Genomic DNA, 16122 nt, shown 5'->3' on the forward strand with positions numbered 1-16122 from the left:
GTCATCTATCCTTTTATTCTATTCAAATGTTCGATATAGTTCTTCACTAGAATTATTCCACATTTCAACGTTATGATTCTGTAGAAATTCTTTTAAAATTTGTTTGTTATCATCACCGATTTGGTCAATGATAAATTGATGTTTCATGGACTTATCCATCATATTAACATGTTCTGGCATGCTCTTATAACCACGTCTAATACTTTTGTTAACTAATAAATAGCATGCAGTCACACCCGCATAATATGGTCCTTGTTCACTACGTTCGGTCGTCACCCAACATAGCCAGTATGCTTTAGCCTCCTCACCTTCAACTTGCGATTTGTCAGTAATCCACTTGACACCCTTTTCAACTTCAGCACGTGCATGCATACCACCAATATCAACAAATGCCTTCTGATTTTCAATATCTATAAAAACCGGGGCAATATTATCTAAACTAATTGAACCAATATTAGTTCCTTTATGACCATCTAGTGGATCATTTTTTATAATATTGAAATTGAAACCTTTTTTCTCAGACAAACGAGACACCTCCTAATAAGTCATTAAATAAAAACGATATATCTTATTCTTAACAGTTAGTTTAATTCATTAAGCAAGTTAATAATAGAACCTTTAATTTGATAATCTTTAATCTTTAAAATCATTTCTTTAGGATAATATAATTTATGGTCTTCTCTATTAATCCCTGTAATACTATTGATTACCAATGATTGATTACTTATTTCTGTAATTCCACCATTACTTTTTAATAAATGAATCGGTTTACGATTTGATCCCGGGCGATCATAATCATAAGGTAAATCTGAAAATGCTTCACTTACAAAGTAATAATCAGGATTAATACCACCCGCTTCAAATAATTCTTGCAATTCAGAAATGGTAATAATTGAACCGTCGAAAGGAATATATTTAAATAAATCTCTATTGATAAACCGTCTTGATAAATCACTTAATATTGGATCATTTTCATGAATCCATTTCTTCAAGTAATACAATACAACTGCTTCATCAAGTTCCACATATTGTTCAATCGTCATTGTTCCTTCAAAGAATGGTATGAAGTCTTTTGGATACATTTTAAATTCATATCCTTCATTATAAAGCTGCTTAGCTCGTTTTAAACAATTGTTTAATAAAACTTCTCCACCACGGCTTACTGGATGAAAATATATTTGCCAATACATTTGATAACGACTCATAATGAAATTTTCGACAGCATGCATACCACTATCTTTAATTAACACTTCTTCTTTAGATGGTCTCATCAACCTTAAAATACGCTCCATATCAAATGAGCCATACGTTACGCCTGTAAAATATGCATCTCTTTGTAAATAGTCCATTCGATCAGCATCAATTTGTGAGGAAATCATAGAAATAACAAGCTTATTATCGTGCGTTTTATTAATTACATCAGCTACTTGTTTAGGAAAGTTATCAGAGACTCGACTTAGTACACCATTAACCTCAGTATTTCCTGTAATAATAGCTTGTGTAAATGCTTCATGGTCTGTATTAAATATTTTTTCAAAACTATGAGAGAAAGGACCATGACCTAAATCATGTAACAACGCAGCACACAACGCGAGTGGCCGATCTGTATTATCCCACGCGTCTTGTCCTATAAATGTCTCATCAATCATTCGACGCACAATTTCATAAACACCCAAAGAGTGTCCAAAACGACTGTGTTCGGCTGTATGAAAAGATAAATATAAAGTACCTAGTTGTTTAATACGTCTCAAACGTTGGAATTCTTTTGTTTTAATTAAATCCCAAATCAATTGATCCTGTACGTGGATAAATCGATGAATTGGATCTTTAAATACCTTTTCTTCTGTTAATTTACTCGTTGCATATGATGATAGCGTCATACTTTCCCTCCTATCCTATATATTCCAAAAAATATTTATTTTTTATTTCTCATATCTCTAGACGAAACAATCTTAATTATTTATGTGATTGTTAAAATGATTTCTTCATTAAAGCTAAATCCATGATTTCACCATACATTTCAGGTTGATATGAGCGAATAATCTCGAATCCATGATTCTGATAATATTCGATGCCATTGCTATTATTGTTATCAACTTCTAGATAAACTGTTTCATACTGGTCTTTAAACCTTTTTAACCCCGCTTCTAGCAAACGAGTTCCATAACCTTTATGCTGAGATTCAGGTCTAACATAGTGTGCAGATAAATAAAGCTCTTCACCATAAATGAAATTTGCAAAACCAACAATCTCACTATCTTCTTCTGCCACTAAAAATAATTGCTCATTTAATCTCTTTTTTAAATGCGTTTCATTATATGAAGCGGCCAACAGTTCATTAACTGTTGAAGCAGCATAAATATTTAAATATGTGTTATACCAAGCTTTTGTCGCAACATCTCTTATCGCTACAGCATCTTTTTCAGTTGCTTGTCTGACACTATACATGTGACTTCTCCCCTAACTATTTACTTGACTATTAATATAGGCATTATACCACATGTATGATACCTTAATTCAATCTAGACATTCAAAAAGCTTCACAAAATTTATTTTAGAACTATTAATAACTACAACTTTTTAAATATGATTATTTGACACAATATTTTTTATACACATATTTCTAATTATTTAAAATTTTAAAGCAATCATTAAATAATCACTCAATACTATAATTTCATACTAACCTTCTTAAAATCATGATTTGGTTATTTCCCCATTCCATTCTTTTACATGATTAAATGCTTACTTTATGAATTGCACTACGTTAGCTTTTGGACGATTTCTACCAAAAATAATGTTATCAATGTCGTCTATCTTCCTACTTATAAATAATTTGGTTCTGTTGCAAAGTAAAAAATATAGCTAACCACTAATATATCATGTCAATGTTCGCTTAACTTGCTAGCATGATGCTAATTTCGTGGCATGGGGAAAATCCGTAGATCTGAAGAGACCTGCGGTTCTTTTTATATAGAGCGTAAATACATTCAATACCTTTTAAAGTATTCTTTGCCGTATTGATACTTTGATATCTTGTCTTTCTTACTTTAATATGACGGTGATCTTGCTCAATGAGATTATTCAGATATTTCGATGTACAATGACAGTCAGGTTTAAGTTTAAAAGCTTTAATGACTTTAGCCATTGCGACCTTCGTTGAAGGTGCCTGATCTGTAATTACCTTTTGAGATTTACCAAATTGTTTAATGAGACGTTTGATAAATACATATGCTGAATGATTATCTCGTTGCTTACGCAACCAAATATCTAATGTATGTCCCTCTGCATCAATGGCACGATATAAATAGTTCCATTTTCCTTTTATTTTGATGTACGTCTCATCAATACGCCATTTGTAATAAGATTTTTTATGCTTTTTCTTCCCAATTTGATATAAAATCGGGCATATTCTTGAACCCAACGGTAGACCGTTGAATGATGAACGTTTACACCACGTTCCCTTAATATTTCAGATATATCACGATAACTCAATGCATATCTTAGATAGTAGCCAACGGCTACAGTGATAACATCCTTGTTAAATTGTTTATATCTGAAATAGTTCATACAAAAGACTCCTTTTTATTAAAATTATAATATAAATTCAACTTTGCAACAGAGCCATATTTAATATGATTAATATAGGTATTTGGCCAATGGTCATTCTAGCATTATTAATCATAGCTAATAGTATTTTTATGGTTTACAAGACAGTAGACGTTAAAAAACGCAAATGACAAAAAAGCAATCTCACTCTTAATTTATGTGAGATTGCTTTTATTTATCATAACAATATAATGACGTTTCAAGCACATTATTTAATGTTACAAACACTTCTTCAACTGTATAGTTATAGTCATTTTCTACCCAACGTCTTAGTACTTCTATTACGCCACTACTGTAAAAATCAGCTACAATTTCAGGATGTTTACTTTCTCTAATCTTTTGCGCTAAGGGGGCACGCTTACGAGTTGGGTTATTTAACATCATTTCGCGACTCACATTCGTTAAACTTCTAAATACATCTGCCTGTCGAGACGAAACTAATAGATGCTTAAAAATCTTTTTATTATTACCAATGTAATAGATAAAGTCTTCAAATGATTCAGGGGTTGTAATGTCTGCTGATGTGTCACTTTTAGCTATAATTTGTTGTGTAATAAAGTCAGGTAAAGTGTAGAGTAATTCATATTTATCTTGGAAGTATCTATAGAACGTACTGCGGTTGATTTCTGCAATATCACATATTTTTTGAACCGTGATTTCATCAAAATGATAATCATGTAAAAGTATAAACACTGTTTCATGAATATGTTTAATCATACGCTTTTGATTTGCTGACGGCATTATCTGATTCTCCTATTTATTTAATCTAGTCAGATAGCCTGACGTAATAAGAGTAATTTATCACAATAAAGTTGATTTTTCCAAACATAACAACTGATACTACGTTTAAATTTGTTTATAAAAAAAGAGTAAATAAGTTATTTGAAACGTTTAATACTATAAGAGCGATATAAAAAAGTAGGAGCGAAACTGAGTTTAGTTTCACTCCCTCGCAATAATAGCTACGATTGAGAAGAGTTTGTCTTAAGCGCCTTCTCAACTCGGTTTGCTACTGTAAATTTGCATTATGAGTTTTAAATATGCTACACCAAACGAGCATATTCTTTATTTGTCTTTCTTTACTTTGTAATTAGATAGTCTCAATACCTTCTAACCATTCATCTACTTTATTATCATTATCATCCACATAGTCTTTAGCTACTTGTTCTGGATTTTTGTTATCAACAAAGATTTTTTTAGCTAATTTGTCTTCGTCAGATTTACTCCAATCATCTGCCATACGTGTTGCAACTGTGTATGCAGCTGGATGTGCTTCTTTAAAGTCTTTGTTAAATACTAAGTCAATATGTTGATTATTATTACCATAAATGTTGTCTGGATCTTTCAACATTTTAACGTCTAATTCTTTAGAGAACCAGCTAGGTTCCATTGCTGTGAAGACGATAGGTTCTTGTTGTTTAAAAGCAGATTGAATTTTCTTGAATTGGTCTTGGTCAGAACTTTCTTTCAAGCTATATTTATCCAAGTTGTCACTATCAAGTTCATCTTTAGTTTCTTGCATAACGCCATTACGTGCGTCTGTGCCTTGAATTGCCCAATCTACAGATTTTCCGAAGTCACTGTTTTTTAAGTCACTAATTGAGTCGACATCTTGCACGTACTTAGGTACGGCTAAACCTACTTTTGCGTTATCAATTAAATGTTTATCATCATAAATTGTTAATTTACTTTTGAACTTATCGTAGTAACTTTTATCAGTAGTAGGGAATATACCTGATGCATGGAATGAATCAGAGTTCTCTGATACAGCAGCATATAACGGGCCACTTGCTGTTACTGGTGTAGTTGTTACATCATAACCTGCTTTTTTCAATACTTCTGCTATAACTAGTGAACGTGGTGTTGAATTATCACTCGCGATATAAGATATTTCGATTTCTTTATTACCAAGTGATGTTTGACTATCGTCTGATGAACCACTACCGTTACCACTATTACCACAAGCACTTAGCACTATGGCTAAGGCTAGTGTGGCTAGTAGTCCTAAGAATTTCGAACTACGTCGTTTTAACATAACGTGTTTCCCCCTTTTTAATATTAGTCTCTAAGTTCGTCATCATGACGATGTTGAGATGATCGGTTATATCTATCGTAAACACCTTTGTTGTTTTCACGAGCGTATAACATTAATGCTTTGAATAATACATCTTGATCAATATTGCTATCAGTTAATTCTTTGTATAAGTTTGTTGTTTTATCAAAATTTGAATCATGATAATCATGGTTATCATTTTGATGATCATGATTGTTGTGACGATAATCATCATTTCTATCGTAATTGTCTTGATAGTGTCGATCATTATAATTACGTTCATCATGATGAGTATGGTCGCCATCTTGAGTATAAAGTGATTCATAGTCGATATCATCACGTTGATTATCATATTGATGTTGGCGATGATGCTGGTCATGATGATTATTTAAATGCACAGAACGGTTATAATCTTCGTCATTATAATTGCGATTGTAGTTACGTTTGTCATTTTGATAAACATAGTTATCTTTGTCTTGTCTAGAGTATTCACTATTTTTATCGTTGACATGACCTTTTTCAGAAGATGTGTCGTGATGATTATCTTCTTCTAAAGCTTTACCTTCAACGTCAACGTTTGGCAATACTGCACCTAACCATTTAGGAAGGTACCATGAAGCTTTACCAAAGAGTTTCGTCAATGCTGGAATTAATGTCATACGTACGACGAATGCGTCGAATAACACACCGAAACCTAATGCGATACCCATTGACTTAATTGCACTGTCATCTTGGAAGACGAATGCGATGAATACACTGAACATAATAAGTGCAGCAGCTACGATAACAGGTCCACTTTCTTTGATACCTACACGGATTGAATGATCATTATCGCCAGTCTTACTGTATTCTTCATGTACACGTGTCATTAAGAAGAGCTCGTAGTCGATGGCAAGTCCGAATAACAATCCAATTGTGATTACTGGAAGGAATGCAAGTAATGGTCCTGTGTTTTCAATACCAAATAAGCTACCCATAAAGCCATGTTGAATGACTAATGTTGTGAAACCTAATGTAGCCATTAATGAAAGGATAAAGCCTAGTACTGCTTTTAATGGAACTAAGATCGAACGGAACACAATCATTAATAAGAAGAATGCTAATACAACAATAACGCCTGCAAATACTGGAATAGCGTTGTTTAGTTTTTCTGACATATCGATGTTAATAACACTTTGTCCTGAAATTTCAGTGCCATAGTCATATTTTTCTTGCGCTTGGCTATGATAATCACGTAAATCATATACTAGATTTTCTGTTGACTGTGAGTTCGGTCCTTTTTCAGGAATGATTGTGAATAATGCGTAATTGTTGTTGTCAGTTAGTTGTGCTTTTGAAACTGTATCAACATTATCAATGTCTTCTAAATCACTACGCATATTATTTAAATCACGTTCGATAGTGCTTTTACTTCCACCATCTTTTGTATTTACTAACATGACAATTTGTCCGTTATAACCTTCGCCAAAATTATCTGAGATTAATTTATAGGCTTTGTATTCTGATGAGTCAGTTGGTTTTAAACTATCATCTGGAATACCTAAACGCATGCCACTGACTGGTATAGCAGCTAAAATTAAAATAATTAAACTTACAATAACAGCGATAACTGGCTTACCAACAATAAATTTTGCCCAAGAATGATCTTTAGGGTCTTTACTTTTAGTTGGTTTATCTTTAATTTTAATACTTTTATGGAAGATACTGATTAGGGCAGGTAATAGTGTTAATGCTGCTAATACTGCAAATAACACACTAATCGCTGAAGCGAATCCCATAACCGCTAAGAAGTCGATTCCTACAAGTGATAAACCACAAACAGCAATCATAACTGTAAGACCAGCGAATATTACAGCACTGCCTGCTGTACCCACTGCTGTTGCAATAGCTTCTACAGTATCGACACCTTTTTTCTTAAGTTCTTTAAATCTAAATAGAATAAAGAGTGAGTAGTCAATACCAACAGCTAAACCTATCATTACAGCTAGTGTAAGAGTGAAGTTTGGAATATCAAAGATATATGTTAATAATGCGATGATACCAACACTTGAACCTAAACCGATGATTGCACTAATAATTGGCATACCAGCTGCGATAAGTGAACCAAAGGTAATAAGTAAGATTACGAATGCTACGATGATACCGACAATTTCTGATGTACCACCAGGTTCGGAATTCATAGCGCCACCTTGAGTTTTTTCAATTTGCACATTATGGTTGTCAGTTACATCTTTTAATTCTTTGTCGATGATATGTTTAGAAGAATCTTTTAATCCAGTTTGTGGAACTACATAACTTACGTTAGCGATAGCAGTATCGCCTTCATCATTAACTTGTCCACTGTCATATGGATTAGAGATATTTTGGATATAATCATCATTTTGTCTGATATTGTCTAAAGCATCTTCAATATCTTTCTTCGTATCTTTATTATTGAGTCCATCATTCTTATTAGAATGGAAGACTATTTTCATCGAGGCTTTCTCACTGTCCTGATGAAATTCTTTACTGATTTTATCGTTTGTGTCTAATGACTTAAGGCCGTTCATAGTGATGTCACTGTCAAACTTCGGTGAGTTTATCATTAATGGCGTGATAATAACACCTAGTATAACAAGCCATCCTATAACACTTAGCCATTTGTTCTTAGCTATAAATTTTCCTAGTTTGTATAATAGCTTTGCCAAGACATTTCCCCCTATTTCATTAATTTATATCGCTTAAAGTATGGGTAGTGTGCTGATGTTTTGTGAGCAATTACATTAAATCGATACCTCAAATTAAGCATATTTAAAATGTTACATTTGATAATGTAACAAGTTATACCCACGTTCGGTACCATTAAAAGTTTTACGTCGTTGGAAAATGCAACACTTTGGAAAAATTGTTGGTGAAAATAGCGTGTATTAAGGAGATATATAAGAAAACAGGTTCTGTTGCAAAGTTAAAATTATATGCACATCTATACAAAACTATAAAAGCAAATATTGTTTTAACAGTAAAGAGCTTTATTAGTATTAATTATTTTTCGTTTTTCAGTATAAATATTACATGATTTTTAACTTTGCAACAGAACCCTATTTATTATTGCGTAAAAAATACCTGAGACAACAAATGATGTCTCAGGTTCTTAATCTATCTCTTAAGTTATTTTTTAATTGGGAATAAACTATCAATTTTGTCTATTTCACCTTGCGATAATTCAATATTTGCAGCATCAATATTTTCAACAACTTGCTCTGCACGTTTTGCACCAGGGATGACAACATCTAGTGATGGACGTGTAAGATAAAATGCTAATACGACATTGGCAATCGTTGTATCATGTGCCTCTGCAATATCAGTTAATGCTTTTACACGACGCACATTATCTTTGAATACGTCTGGTTGAAAATCAGGACGTTCTGCACGATGATCCTCAAATGTTTGATTTTCATCGTACTTGCCAGCTAGTATACCTGAAGCAAGTGGGAAGTAAGGAACAAATGTAATATTATTTTCTGCAGCATATGCCATTACTTCTTCATTTTCACGATGTAATAAATTGTATTCTAATTGAACAACATCAACATATCCATCTTTATTCGCTTCTTTTAATTGTTCTAAAGAGAAATTAGATACACCTATTGCTTTAATTTTACCTTCATCTTTAAGCTCTTTAAGAGCCGCCACCGCTTTATCTTTTGGTGTATCGTCATCAGGAAAATGAATATAATACAAATCAATATAATCCACTTGAAGACGTTCCAAACTATTTTCAACTTGCTGTTTTAAATATTCTGGATCGTTATTTTGAACAACTTCTTCATTTTCTTTAATAACATGCGAACCTTTTGTTGCAATTTGCACTTTCTCGCGTGGATATTCTTTTACAACTTGTCCAACTAATTCTTCAGAACGTTCAGGCCCGTAGATATATGCTGTATCTAATAATGTTATACCATTATCAATAGCTTGACGTACAACTTCTTTCCCTTGCTCTTCATCCAAATTAGGATATAAATTATGACCACCTACTGCATTTGTACCTAATGCGATAGGAAAAACATTGACATCAGATTTACCTAATCGTACTTGTTTTACCATTAAAAGTCATCTCCTTTATTTAAAATACTTAAATATATTATACCCAAATCATAACTTATTCATTCATGTTAATTATCTATTAGAAGCAAGTATCTTGACCTTAAAATCATTATACGCTTTAATGTAACTAATGAAGTTACATTAAGGTGGGTAAAAATGAATTTAGAATTCAATATTGCAGTACATGTACTATGTTTTCTTGCTCAACACGATCAAGAACAATTCAATAGTAAAGAATTAGCTAAATTAACATGTCTGAACCCTGTACAACTTAGACGCGTTCTAGCATATTTAACTGAACACAACTATATCAAAGTTCAGCGTGGTAAAGCAGGAGGCTACCAAGCCAATCAACATACTGCTCAAGTAGATTTAGCCAAGTTATATCAACACTTTGTTTTAGATAAAAATAATAGCCAAAGACGATTTACTGGCGCTTCTGACAGTCATTGTCAAATTTCTAAGAAAATTGCTCATACAATGTCACATTATTATTCTCAAGAACATCAAATAATATTAGATTTTTACAAAGATAAAAATATTACAGATGTTTTGGCAGATATTTTACAGGAGGGGTAAAACCATGAAAAATTATGATTTGATTATTATTGGTTTTGGAAAAGCAGGTAAAACATTAGCGGCACATGCTGCTAGTCACGGACAAAAGGTTGCAGTGGTAGAACAATCAACAAAGATGTATGGCGGTACATGCATTAATATCGGATGTATACCGACTAAAACATTAATTCATGATGGTATTGAAGGTAGTTCATTCAAAGAGGCTATTACTAGAAAAAAAGAAGTCGTACAGGCATTGAATAACAAGAACTATCAAGGCTTAAATTCAAAGGACAATATAGATGTTCTAAATTATAAAGCTAATTTTATTTCTAACGAGGTAATAGAACTACAAGATAATAATGGAACAATTCAAGAAACAATTACAGCAGATAAGATAGTAATCAACACTGGTTCACGTGCAAATATCCCAGATATCAAAGGGATAGATACAGCTCAAAATATATATGATTCTACTGGATTACTAAATATTGACTATCAACCTCAAGAACTTGTTATTATTGGTGGTGGTTATATCGCTCTCGAATTCGCTTCAATGTTTGCAAATTTTGGAACACATGTAACAATTCTTGAGCGTGGTGATGCTATCATGACAAATGAAGATCAAGACATTGCAAATCTTATTGTCAAAGATTTACAAGATAAAGGTGTGACTATAAACACTAATACTAGTACTATTGCATTTTCAAACAATAAAGATCAAACTATCATACACACAAATCATGGAGAAATATCAGCTGATACTGTGCTCTTAGCCACAGGTCGTAAGCCAAATACAAATCACTTAGGTCTTGAAAATACAGATGTAAAAATCGGAAAACAAGGTGAAGTAATTGTAAATACACATTTGCAAAGTACAGTGAAACACATATACGCTGCAGGTGATGTTAAAGGTGGATTGCAATTTACGTATATTTCACTCGATGATTATAGAATCATTAAATCACATCTATTTGGTGATGGTTCTAGAACAACTGAAAATCGTGGTGCAATACCTTATACGGTCTTTATTGATCCTCCTCTATCTAGAGTAGGACTAATTGCAAGTGAGGCGAAATTACAAGGATACGATATTCTAGAAAATAAAGTCTTTGTCAGTAACATACCCCGTCACAAAATCAATAATGATTCCAGAGGTTTATTTAAAGCAGTAATTAATAAAGATACAAAAGAAATTTTAGGAGCGTCATTATATGGCAAAGAATCAGAAGAACTGATTAGCTTAATCAAACTTGCTATAGATCAACATATTCCTTACACAGTATTAAGAGATAATATATACACACATCCGACAATGACCGAATCCTTTAATGACTTGTTTTTAGAACCACTTTGATCTCTGATCATTAGTGGTTCTTATGCAGGTGAATCCTTCTCCTGCGTTCCACTCTATACTTTGATCTCTGATCATTAGTGGTTCTTATGCAGGTGAATCCTTCTCCTGCGCTCCACTCTATACTTTGATTTCTGATGATTAGATACTACAAATGTAGGAATTATCTATCATGACTATTTAAAATTAAAGACCGATAAATTCATTTTTTAGAACTCATCAGTCTTTAATAAGAATATGACAGTATTCATATTTAATGCTTTCTTCTATCATATTACAAAGTAATGAAAATTAAATGGCTTCATATATTCGAATTTGCAACTTAATTATGTACTACTAACATCAAAACCACCCGCGACAATCATTCATGTCTCAGGTGGTTTTGATTTATTTATTTCTCTGCTTTGTGCTTCTTTAACTTTTCCTTAAGTTTGCGATCTTGTTCTTCTTTACGACGTTTTCGTTCTTCGTTACGTTTTCTTAGTCGCTCTTCTTCTTCTGGATCACGTGGTTTTTTTAATTGTTTTGTAACCTTTTCCATAAGTTCTTCTTCGGTTAATGCAGCAAGTGGTCGATTATTAACAAATGCAAATGTTTTACGCCGACCTGGTCCACAATAAGATTGACAGCCTATTTCAATTTCAGCTTCCGGATCTAATTTTTCTAATTTTCGCTTCAAAGATTTTAAATTCACAGCCTGACACTCATCACAGATTAAAAATTTATTTTTCATCTTGCTACCCACCTTTCTATATAAACTCTTCCATCATCGTTAATATAACTCTATTTATTTTACTCTTTTTACTATAAAATTCAAGATACTTTTCACTTTAAAATTCATACATACCATATACTAATAAAATAAGAAAGTGGAACTGAATACACAGTCCCACCCCCGGTTGAGCCTCGAACCCTAAATGACTTATATCACGAGTTACTTTACTTATTGTCCATGGTAAATTTTAAATTTCAATGGTTTGATATCATTCATTTGCCATTCGTTATAAATAATATTTTTATCAATTACCTTATTGATAATAGTAATGCCGCAATCGCCACCACCAGCACCTGAAGTTTTAGAAGCGCCACCGTGCTTTTCACCGACATCACATAATTTTTTTAGCTTATCTGTTTCAATTTCAACTGATGCTTCGTTATCCATAGATTGAATAATACGTCTGTTTATACGTATCATCTTTTGAACACCTTTGATATTATTAGTTTTAAAAGCTTGGATTAAACTTTCTACACAAGCATGAGATTGATCTAAAAAATCACCATAAAAACTTGGATCTGATTTTAAACGTTTGACTTCACTCACTAAGTGTGGAGAAGAAGCTGGGGACCCAGTCCATCCAATAAGGACTTCCATATTTTCGGGAGCTTGTAAAGGTTCGATATGTAAGCCTGGCCAATTTTTTTCCAAAACATCATTCACCGATGTTTCTTCCATTTGCTGTTTCACCCAGTCATGGTCGAACGTACTATATGCAAGCCAACCACTGTAGACACTAACCGCAATATCACCACATGAACTTAAACTTTGTAATTTCATATTTGCAATTACAGCTAATTTATAAATATAAAGGTTTGATAATTCCAAACCATAGAATTCATTCAAAGCTTTAACAACAGATACTAAAACAGCGGCGCTTGAACCTAATCCGTACTTCTGACCAGAGTTATCTGCTAAGTTACTATCAATGGTTAAATGAAAGTGCTTTAAATTCATATTGCAACTGCGCACATACTGTTCAAACACTTCTATAGCTGTCACAACATATTTCAGTTGCTTAGCAGCTTGAACATCTGAGATTTCAATTCTATCTTCATTACGGTCAAATTTAACTGGTTCATAATGTAATGTTTTGGAATGAATACTACCTTCAACTTTATTTGACGCCTCAATTGTCGCCGTTACAAAGCGATTTACTGCAATAAGAATAGATTTATATCCTGGTTCGGTTACTGCATACTCGCCTGCAATATAAAGTTTTCCGGGGGCTTTTACCTGAATCATTCTATCTCTTCCTTACTTAATAATTTCAACGCCAGAGCTGATGATATCACTTGCTATAATCTTCGATTCGTCAAATACTTTTAAAAATTGTTCCATCACAGCTTGTTTATTTTTCTTTTCTACTAAAACTTTTACATTGGGACCCGCATCCATTGTAAAGTAACAAGGTAAATTGGCTTTTCGACACTGTTCCACAATCGCCATAGCATCGTAGCTTTCTTGCACTAAATACGTAAAAGGAGGTTGAGCACCTAAGTTAGTGGCATGCATACGTAAACCATTTGCTTCAATGACTTCGCCTAAGCGTTGAAAATCTTGGTTTTTAACTGCCTCTTTAGCTTCATTTAAATCTTCATCAACGTGATCCAACCAATATTGATAGAATCTAGAAGTATCTCTTGTTAGTGACATACCTGACCTACTAGATACTTTTTTTGACTGATTATTAATCACTACAAATATCATTGATAAATCTTTTTCCCAACCATTGGAATTAATTCCATGTGCATATGAGGTCAAATCATCATGCCCTTTTTCCCATTCAGCAAATCCACCAAAAATACTTCTAGAAGCAGAACCTGAACCACGTCGAGCTAAACGTGATAAGTCTGTATCTGATAAGTTCAATGACAAAGCTTCATTACAAGCGGCAGCTAAAGCAGCGTAAGCACTCGCTGAAGAAGCAAGTCCAGCTGCTGTTGGCACATGATTCTCACTTTCAATTCGCGCATGCAAACGATTTCCAGCCAAATCTCTCACTATATTCATATAGTTTTGAATCTTTTCTTTCTCTTTGGCATTCACTTCATTTCCATTTAAAATAAGGCGATCTTCAGTAAAATCAGGGTCAAAAGTCACTTTTGTTTCAGTATAAAATCGATCTAAGGTAATTGATAAACTATTATTCATAGGAATAATGTAAGTTTCATCAGCTTTCCCCCAATACTTAATCAACGCAATATTTGTATGTGCTCGTGCTTTGCCACTTTTCACCAATGATTTAACCTCCTAAATGTTCAATCCATGTATGTGCTGCGCCAGCCTTTTCAACTGCAGCAACAATAGTTTTTGCAGTTTGTAAATTTTCCGCAAGAAGAAGCATGCTGCCACCTCTTCCTCCACCAGTTAGTTTACCAGCAATGGCACCATGTTCTTTCCCAATTTGAAGTAATTTTTCTATTTTATCGTGACTTACTGTTAAATGTCTCAAGTCTTCTTGACATGCGTTAAATATGTCAGCCAAATGATGGAAATCATGCTGTTCAATCGATTCACTAGCTCTGTGAACAAGTGTACCAATGTGCTCTACATATTTCATATATTCATCAGATTCACACAATACGTGAACATCTTCCACTGCTTGTTTGGTAGAACCCTTTACTCCGGTATCAATGACAACCATATAACCATTCAATTTTAGTGATTTTAATGTTTCGGCCTTCCCTTGTTTAAACCATACAGGTTTATTTGACACAATCGTTTGCGTATCGATACCACTTGGCTTACCATGTGCGATTTGCTCCGCCCAATTTGCTTCTTTAATCAATGTTTTGTCATCTAAAGGTTGATCCATAAAATCATAACTGGCACGTACAAACGCTACTGCTACTGCAGCACTTGAACCTAAACCTCTTGATGGAGGCAAGTTAGTTTGAATTTTTACTGATAGTGGTTCTTTCACTCCACTTTTTTCAACAAAGCGATTAATGATAGACTTTAGATGTTCGGGAGCATCGTACAACATTCCGTCATATACGTCACTTGTGATAGAAGAATAATTTCCTTCATCTAAACTTTCAATGAGGACTTTAATTTTCCCAGCATTAAATGGAATTGCGATTGCCGGTTGACCAAATGTAACTGCGTGTTCACCCATTAGAATAATCTTTCCAGTAGATTCTCCGTATCCTTGTCTAGTCATATTTTCTCACCTTTATATACCTTCTTTAAAATATCACTTCATAAGATGTACTGACGATGTTAAAATGATTGACTTGCTGTTTAACGTGATATTAATTTAATTTCTTTACATATTCATCTTGATTGATGTCACTTAAATGTCAATTTTATCGAATACATTTATTATATTGCCAATAATCAAGCGTTTATTATAACTATTTAAAAGTAAAATAACAACAAAAGAGTATAATAACTTTTTGTTTAAGTTTTCACAACATTTTAATATTATAAAACTCTTTTAAAGAGTTATCAAAATCATGAAATATATTTACCTTAAATGACAATTTTGTAAACATCGTTAAATTTTTTACTAAAGTTTTTAAAATTTTCCACCTCAACTATAATACTACAAATTTGTGATAGAATATATATCATTTTCTAACAAAGTCATCTTAACTTTTGTTTGAAAGGTATTTTTATTAAACAAAATAGTAGTAGGATTGAATTTGTTGTCCTCTTTTAACCTCGAATAACACTTGTCTT

Annotated in this window: 14 protein-coding genes; 2 read left to right on the forward strand and 12 right to left on the reverse strand. The window is 32.9% G+C overall.

Translation table 11 applies throughout. From position 1 onward, the window contains the following. Positions 1 to 18: 18 nt before the first annotated feature. From NST35_RS10615 to NST35_RS10650, 8 genes are all read right to left on the reverse strand, one after another. Positions 19 to 525, reverse strand: coding sequence for a YwhD family protein (locus NST35_RS10615; protein WP_002486210.1), 507 nt, complete (start codon positions 523 to 525; stop codon positions 19 to 21). A gap of 56 nt (positions 526 to 581) precedes the next feature. Beyond that, positions 582 to 1880, reverse strand: a complete 1299-nt coding sequence (locus NST35_RS10620) for an HD domain-containing protein (RefSeq protein ID WP_001832138.1) — start codon at positions 1878 to 1880, stop codon at positions 582 to 584. Positions 1881 to 1971: 91 nt separating this feature from the next. Continuing rightward, a complete protein-coding gene (locus tag NST35_RS10625; protein ID WP_001832180.1) occupies positions 1972 to 2448 on the reverse strand; it encodes a GNAT family N-acetyltransferase in 477 nt (158 codons plus the stop codon). Between the two features lie 448 nt (positions 2449 to 2896). Further along, positions 2897 to 3570 (reverse strand): IS6 family transposase gene (locus tag NST35_RS10630; protein WP_325959010.1). Its coding sequence is split into 2 segments (ribosomal slippage): positions 2897 to 3405 and positions 3405 to 3570, totalling 675 coding nucleotides; the frame shifts between segments, so codons are not numbered across the junction. Between the two features lie 210 nt (positions 3571 to 3780). Beyond that, entirely contained in the window at positions 3781 to 4350 is a 570-nt protein-coding gene (locus tag NST35_RS10635; RefSeq protein WP_001832161.1) for a TetR/AcrR family transcriptional regulator, read from the reverse strand. A gap of 349 nt (positions 4351 to 4699) precedes the next feature. Further along, a complete protein-coding gene (locus NST35_RS10640; protein ID WP_001832065.1) occupies positions 4700 to 5644 on the reverse strand; it encodes a glycine betaine ABC transporter substrate-binding protein in 945 nt (314 codons plus the stop codon). A 23-nt stretch (positions 5645 to 5667) separates the two neighbouring features. Next, on the reverse strand, positions 5668 to 8349 hold the full coding sequence (locus tag NST35_RS10645) for an MMPL family transporter (protein ID WP_001832045.1): 2682 nt from the start codon (positions 8347 to 8349) through the stop codon (positions 5668 to 5670). Between the two features lie 460 nt (positions 8350 to 8809). Next, a complete protein-coding gene (locus NST35_RS10650) occupies positions 8810 to 9748 on the reverse strand; it encodes an aldo/keto reductase (protein WP_001832085.1) in 939 nt (312 codons plus the stop codon). Between the two features lie 156 nt (positions 9749 to 9904). Between NST35_RS10650 and hypR the strand changes: the two genes are divergently transcribed. Next, entirely contained in the window at positions 9905 to 10327 is a 423-nt protein-coding gene (hypR, locus tag NST35_RS10655; RefSeq protein WP_001832072.1) for a redox-sensitive transcriptional regulator HypR, read from the forward strand. A 4-nt stretch (positions 10328 to 10331) separates the two neighbouring features. After that, entirely contained in the window at positions 10332 to 11663 is a 1332-nt protein-coding gene (gene merA, locus NST35_RS10660; RefSeq protein ID WP_002456011.1) for a hypothiocyanous acid reductase MerA, read from the forward strand. A 388-nt stretch (positions 11664 to 12051) separates the two neighbouring features. Here merA and NST35_RS10665 read toward each other — a convergent pair whose 3' ends face one another. The 4 genes from NST35_RS10665 to mvk all read right to left on the reverse strand — a co-directional run bounded on the left by NST35_RS10665 (position 12052) and on the right by mvk (position 15601). Then, positions 12052 to 12393 (reverse strand): DUF1450 domain-containing protein, encoded by a 342-nt coding sequence (locus NST35_RS10665; RefSeq protein ID WP_002438738.1) that lies wholly within the window; start codon positions 12391 to 12393, stop codon positions 12052 to 12054. 210 nt (positions 12394 to 12603) lie between these two features. Next, entirely contained in the window at positions 12604 to 13680 is a 1077-nt protein-coding gene (locus tag NST35_RS10670; protein ID WP_001832075.1) for a phosphomevalonate kinase, read from the reverse strand. 12 nt (positions 13681 to 13692) lie between these two features. Continuing rightward, positions 13693 to 14676, reverse strand: coding sequence for a diphosphomevalonate decarboxylase (gene mvaD / locus NST35_RS10675; RefSeq protein ID WP_002469363.1), 984 nt, complete (start codon positions 14674 to 14676; stop codon positions 13693 to 13695). 4 nt (positions 14677 to 14680) lie between these two features. Then, positions 14681 to 15601: a mevalonate kinase gene (mvk, locus tag NST35_RS10680; RefSeq protein WP_002445774.1), complete on the reverse strand. Its 921-nt coding sequence runs from the start codon at positions 15599 to 15601 to the stop codon at positions 14681 to 14683. Positions 15602 to 16122: the final 521 nt, after the last annotated feature.

Origin of the sequence: Staphylococcus sp. FSL W8-0304 (genome assembly GCF_038006565.1) — a bacterium.
In the GTDB taxonomy this organism is placed as follows: Bacteria; Bacillota; Bacilli; order Staphylococcales; family Staphylococcaceae; genus Staphylococcus; species Staphylococcus epidermidis.

Coding starts and splice junctions, on each gene's coding strand:
- NST35_RS10620 (WP_001832138.1), bottom strand. CDS start 1,880: ATGACGCTATCATCATATGCAACGAGTAAATTAACAGAAGAAAAGGTA.
- NST35_RS10625 (WP_001832180.1), bottom strand. CDS start 2,448: ATGTATAGTGTCAGACAAGCAACTGAAAAAGATGCTGTAGCGATAAGA.
- NST35_RS10635 (WP_001832161.1), bottom strand. CDS start 4,350: ATGCCGTCAGCAAATCAAAAGCGTATGATTAAACATATTCATGAAACA.
- NST35_RS10640 (WP_001832065.1), bottom strand. CDS start 5,644: ATGTTAAAACGACGTAGTTCGAAATTCTTAGGACTACTAGCCACACTA.
- NST35_RS10650 (WP_001832085.1), bottom strand. CDS start 9,748: ATGGTAAAACAAGTACGATTAGGTAAATCTGATGTCAATGTTTTTCCT.
- hypR (WP_001832072.1), top strand. CDS start 9,905: ATGAATTTAGAATTCAATATTGCAGTACATGTACTATGTTTTCTTGCT.
- merA (WP_002456011.1), top strand. CDS start 10,332: ATGAAAAATTATGATTTGATTATTATTGGTTTTGGAAAAGCAGGTAAA.
- NST35_RS10665 (WP_002438738.1), bottom strand. CDS start 12,393: ATGAAAAATAAATTTTTAATCTGTGATGAGTGTCAGGCTGTGAATTTA.
- NST35_RS10670 (WP_001832075.1), bottom strand. CDS start 13,680: ATGATTCAGGTAAAAGCCCCCGGAAAACTTTATATTGCAGGCGAGTAT.
- mvk (WP_002445774.1), bottom strand. CDS start 15,601: ATGACTAGACAAGGATACGGAGAATCTACTGGAAAGATTATTCTAATG.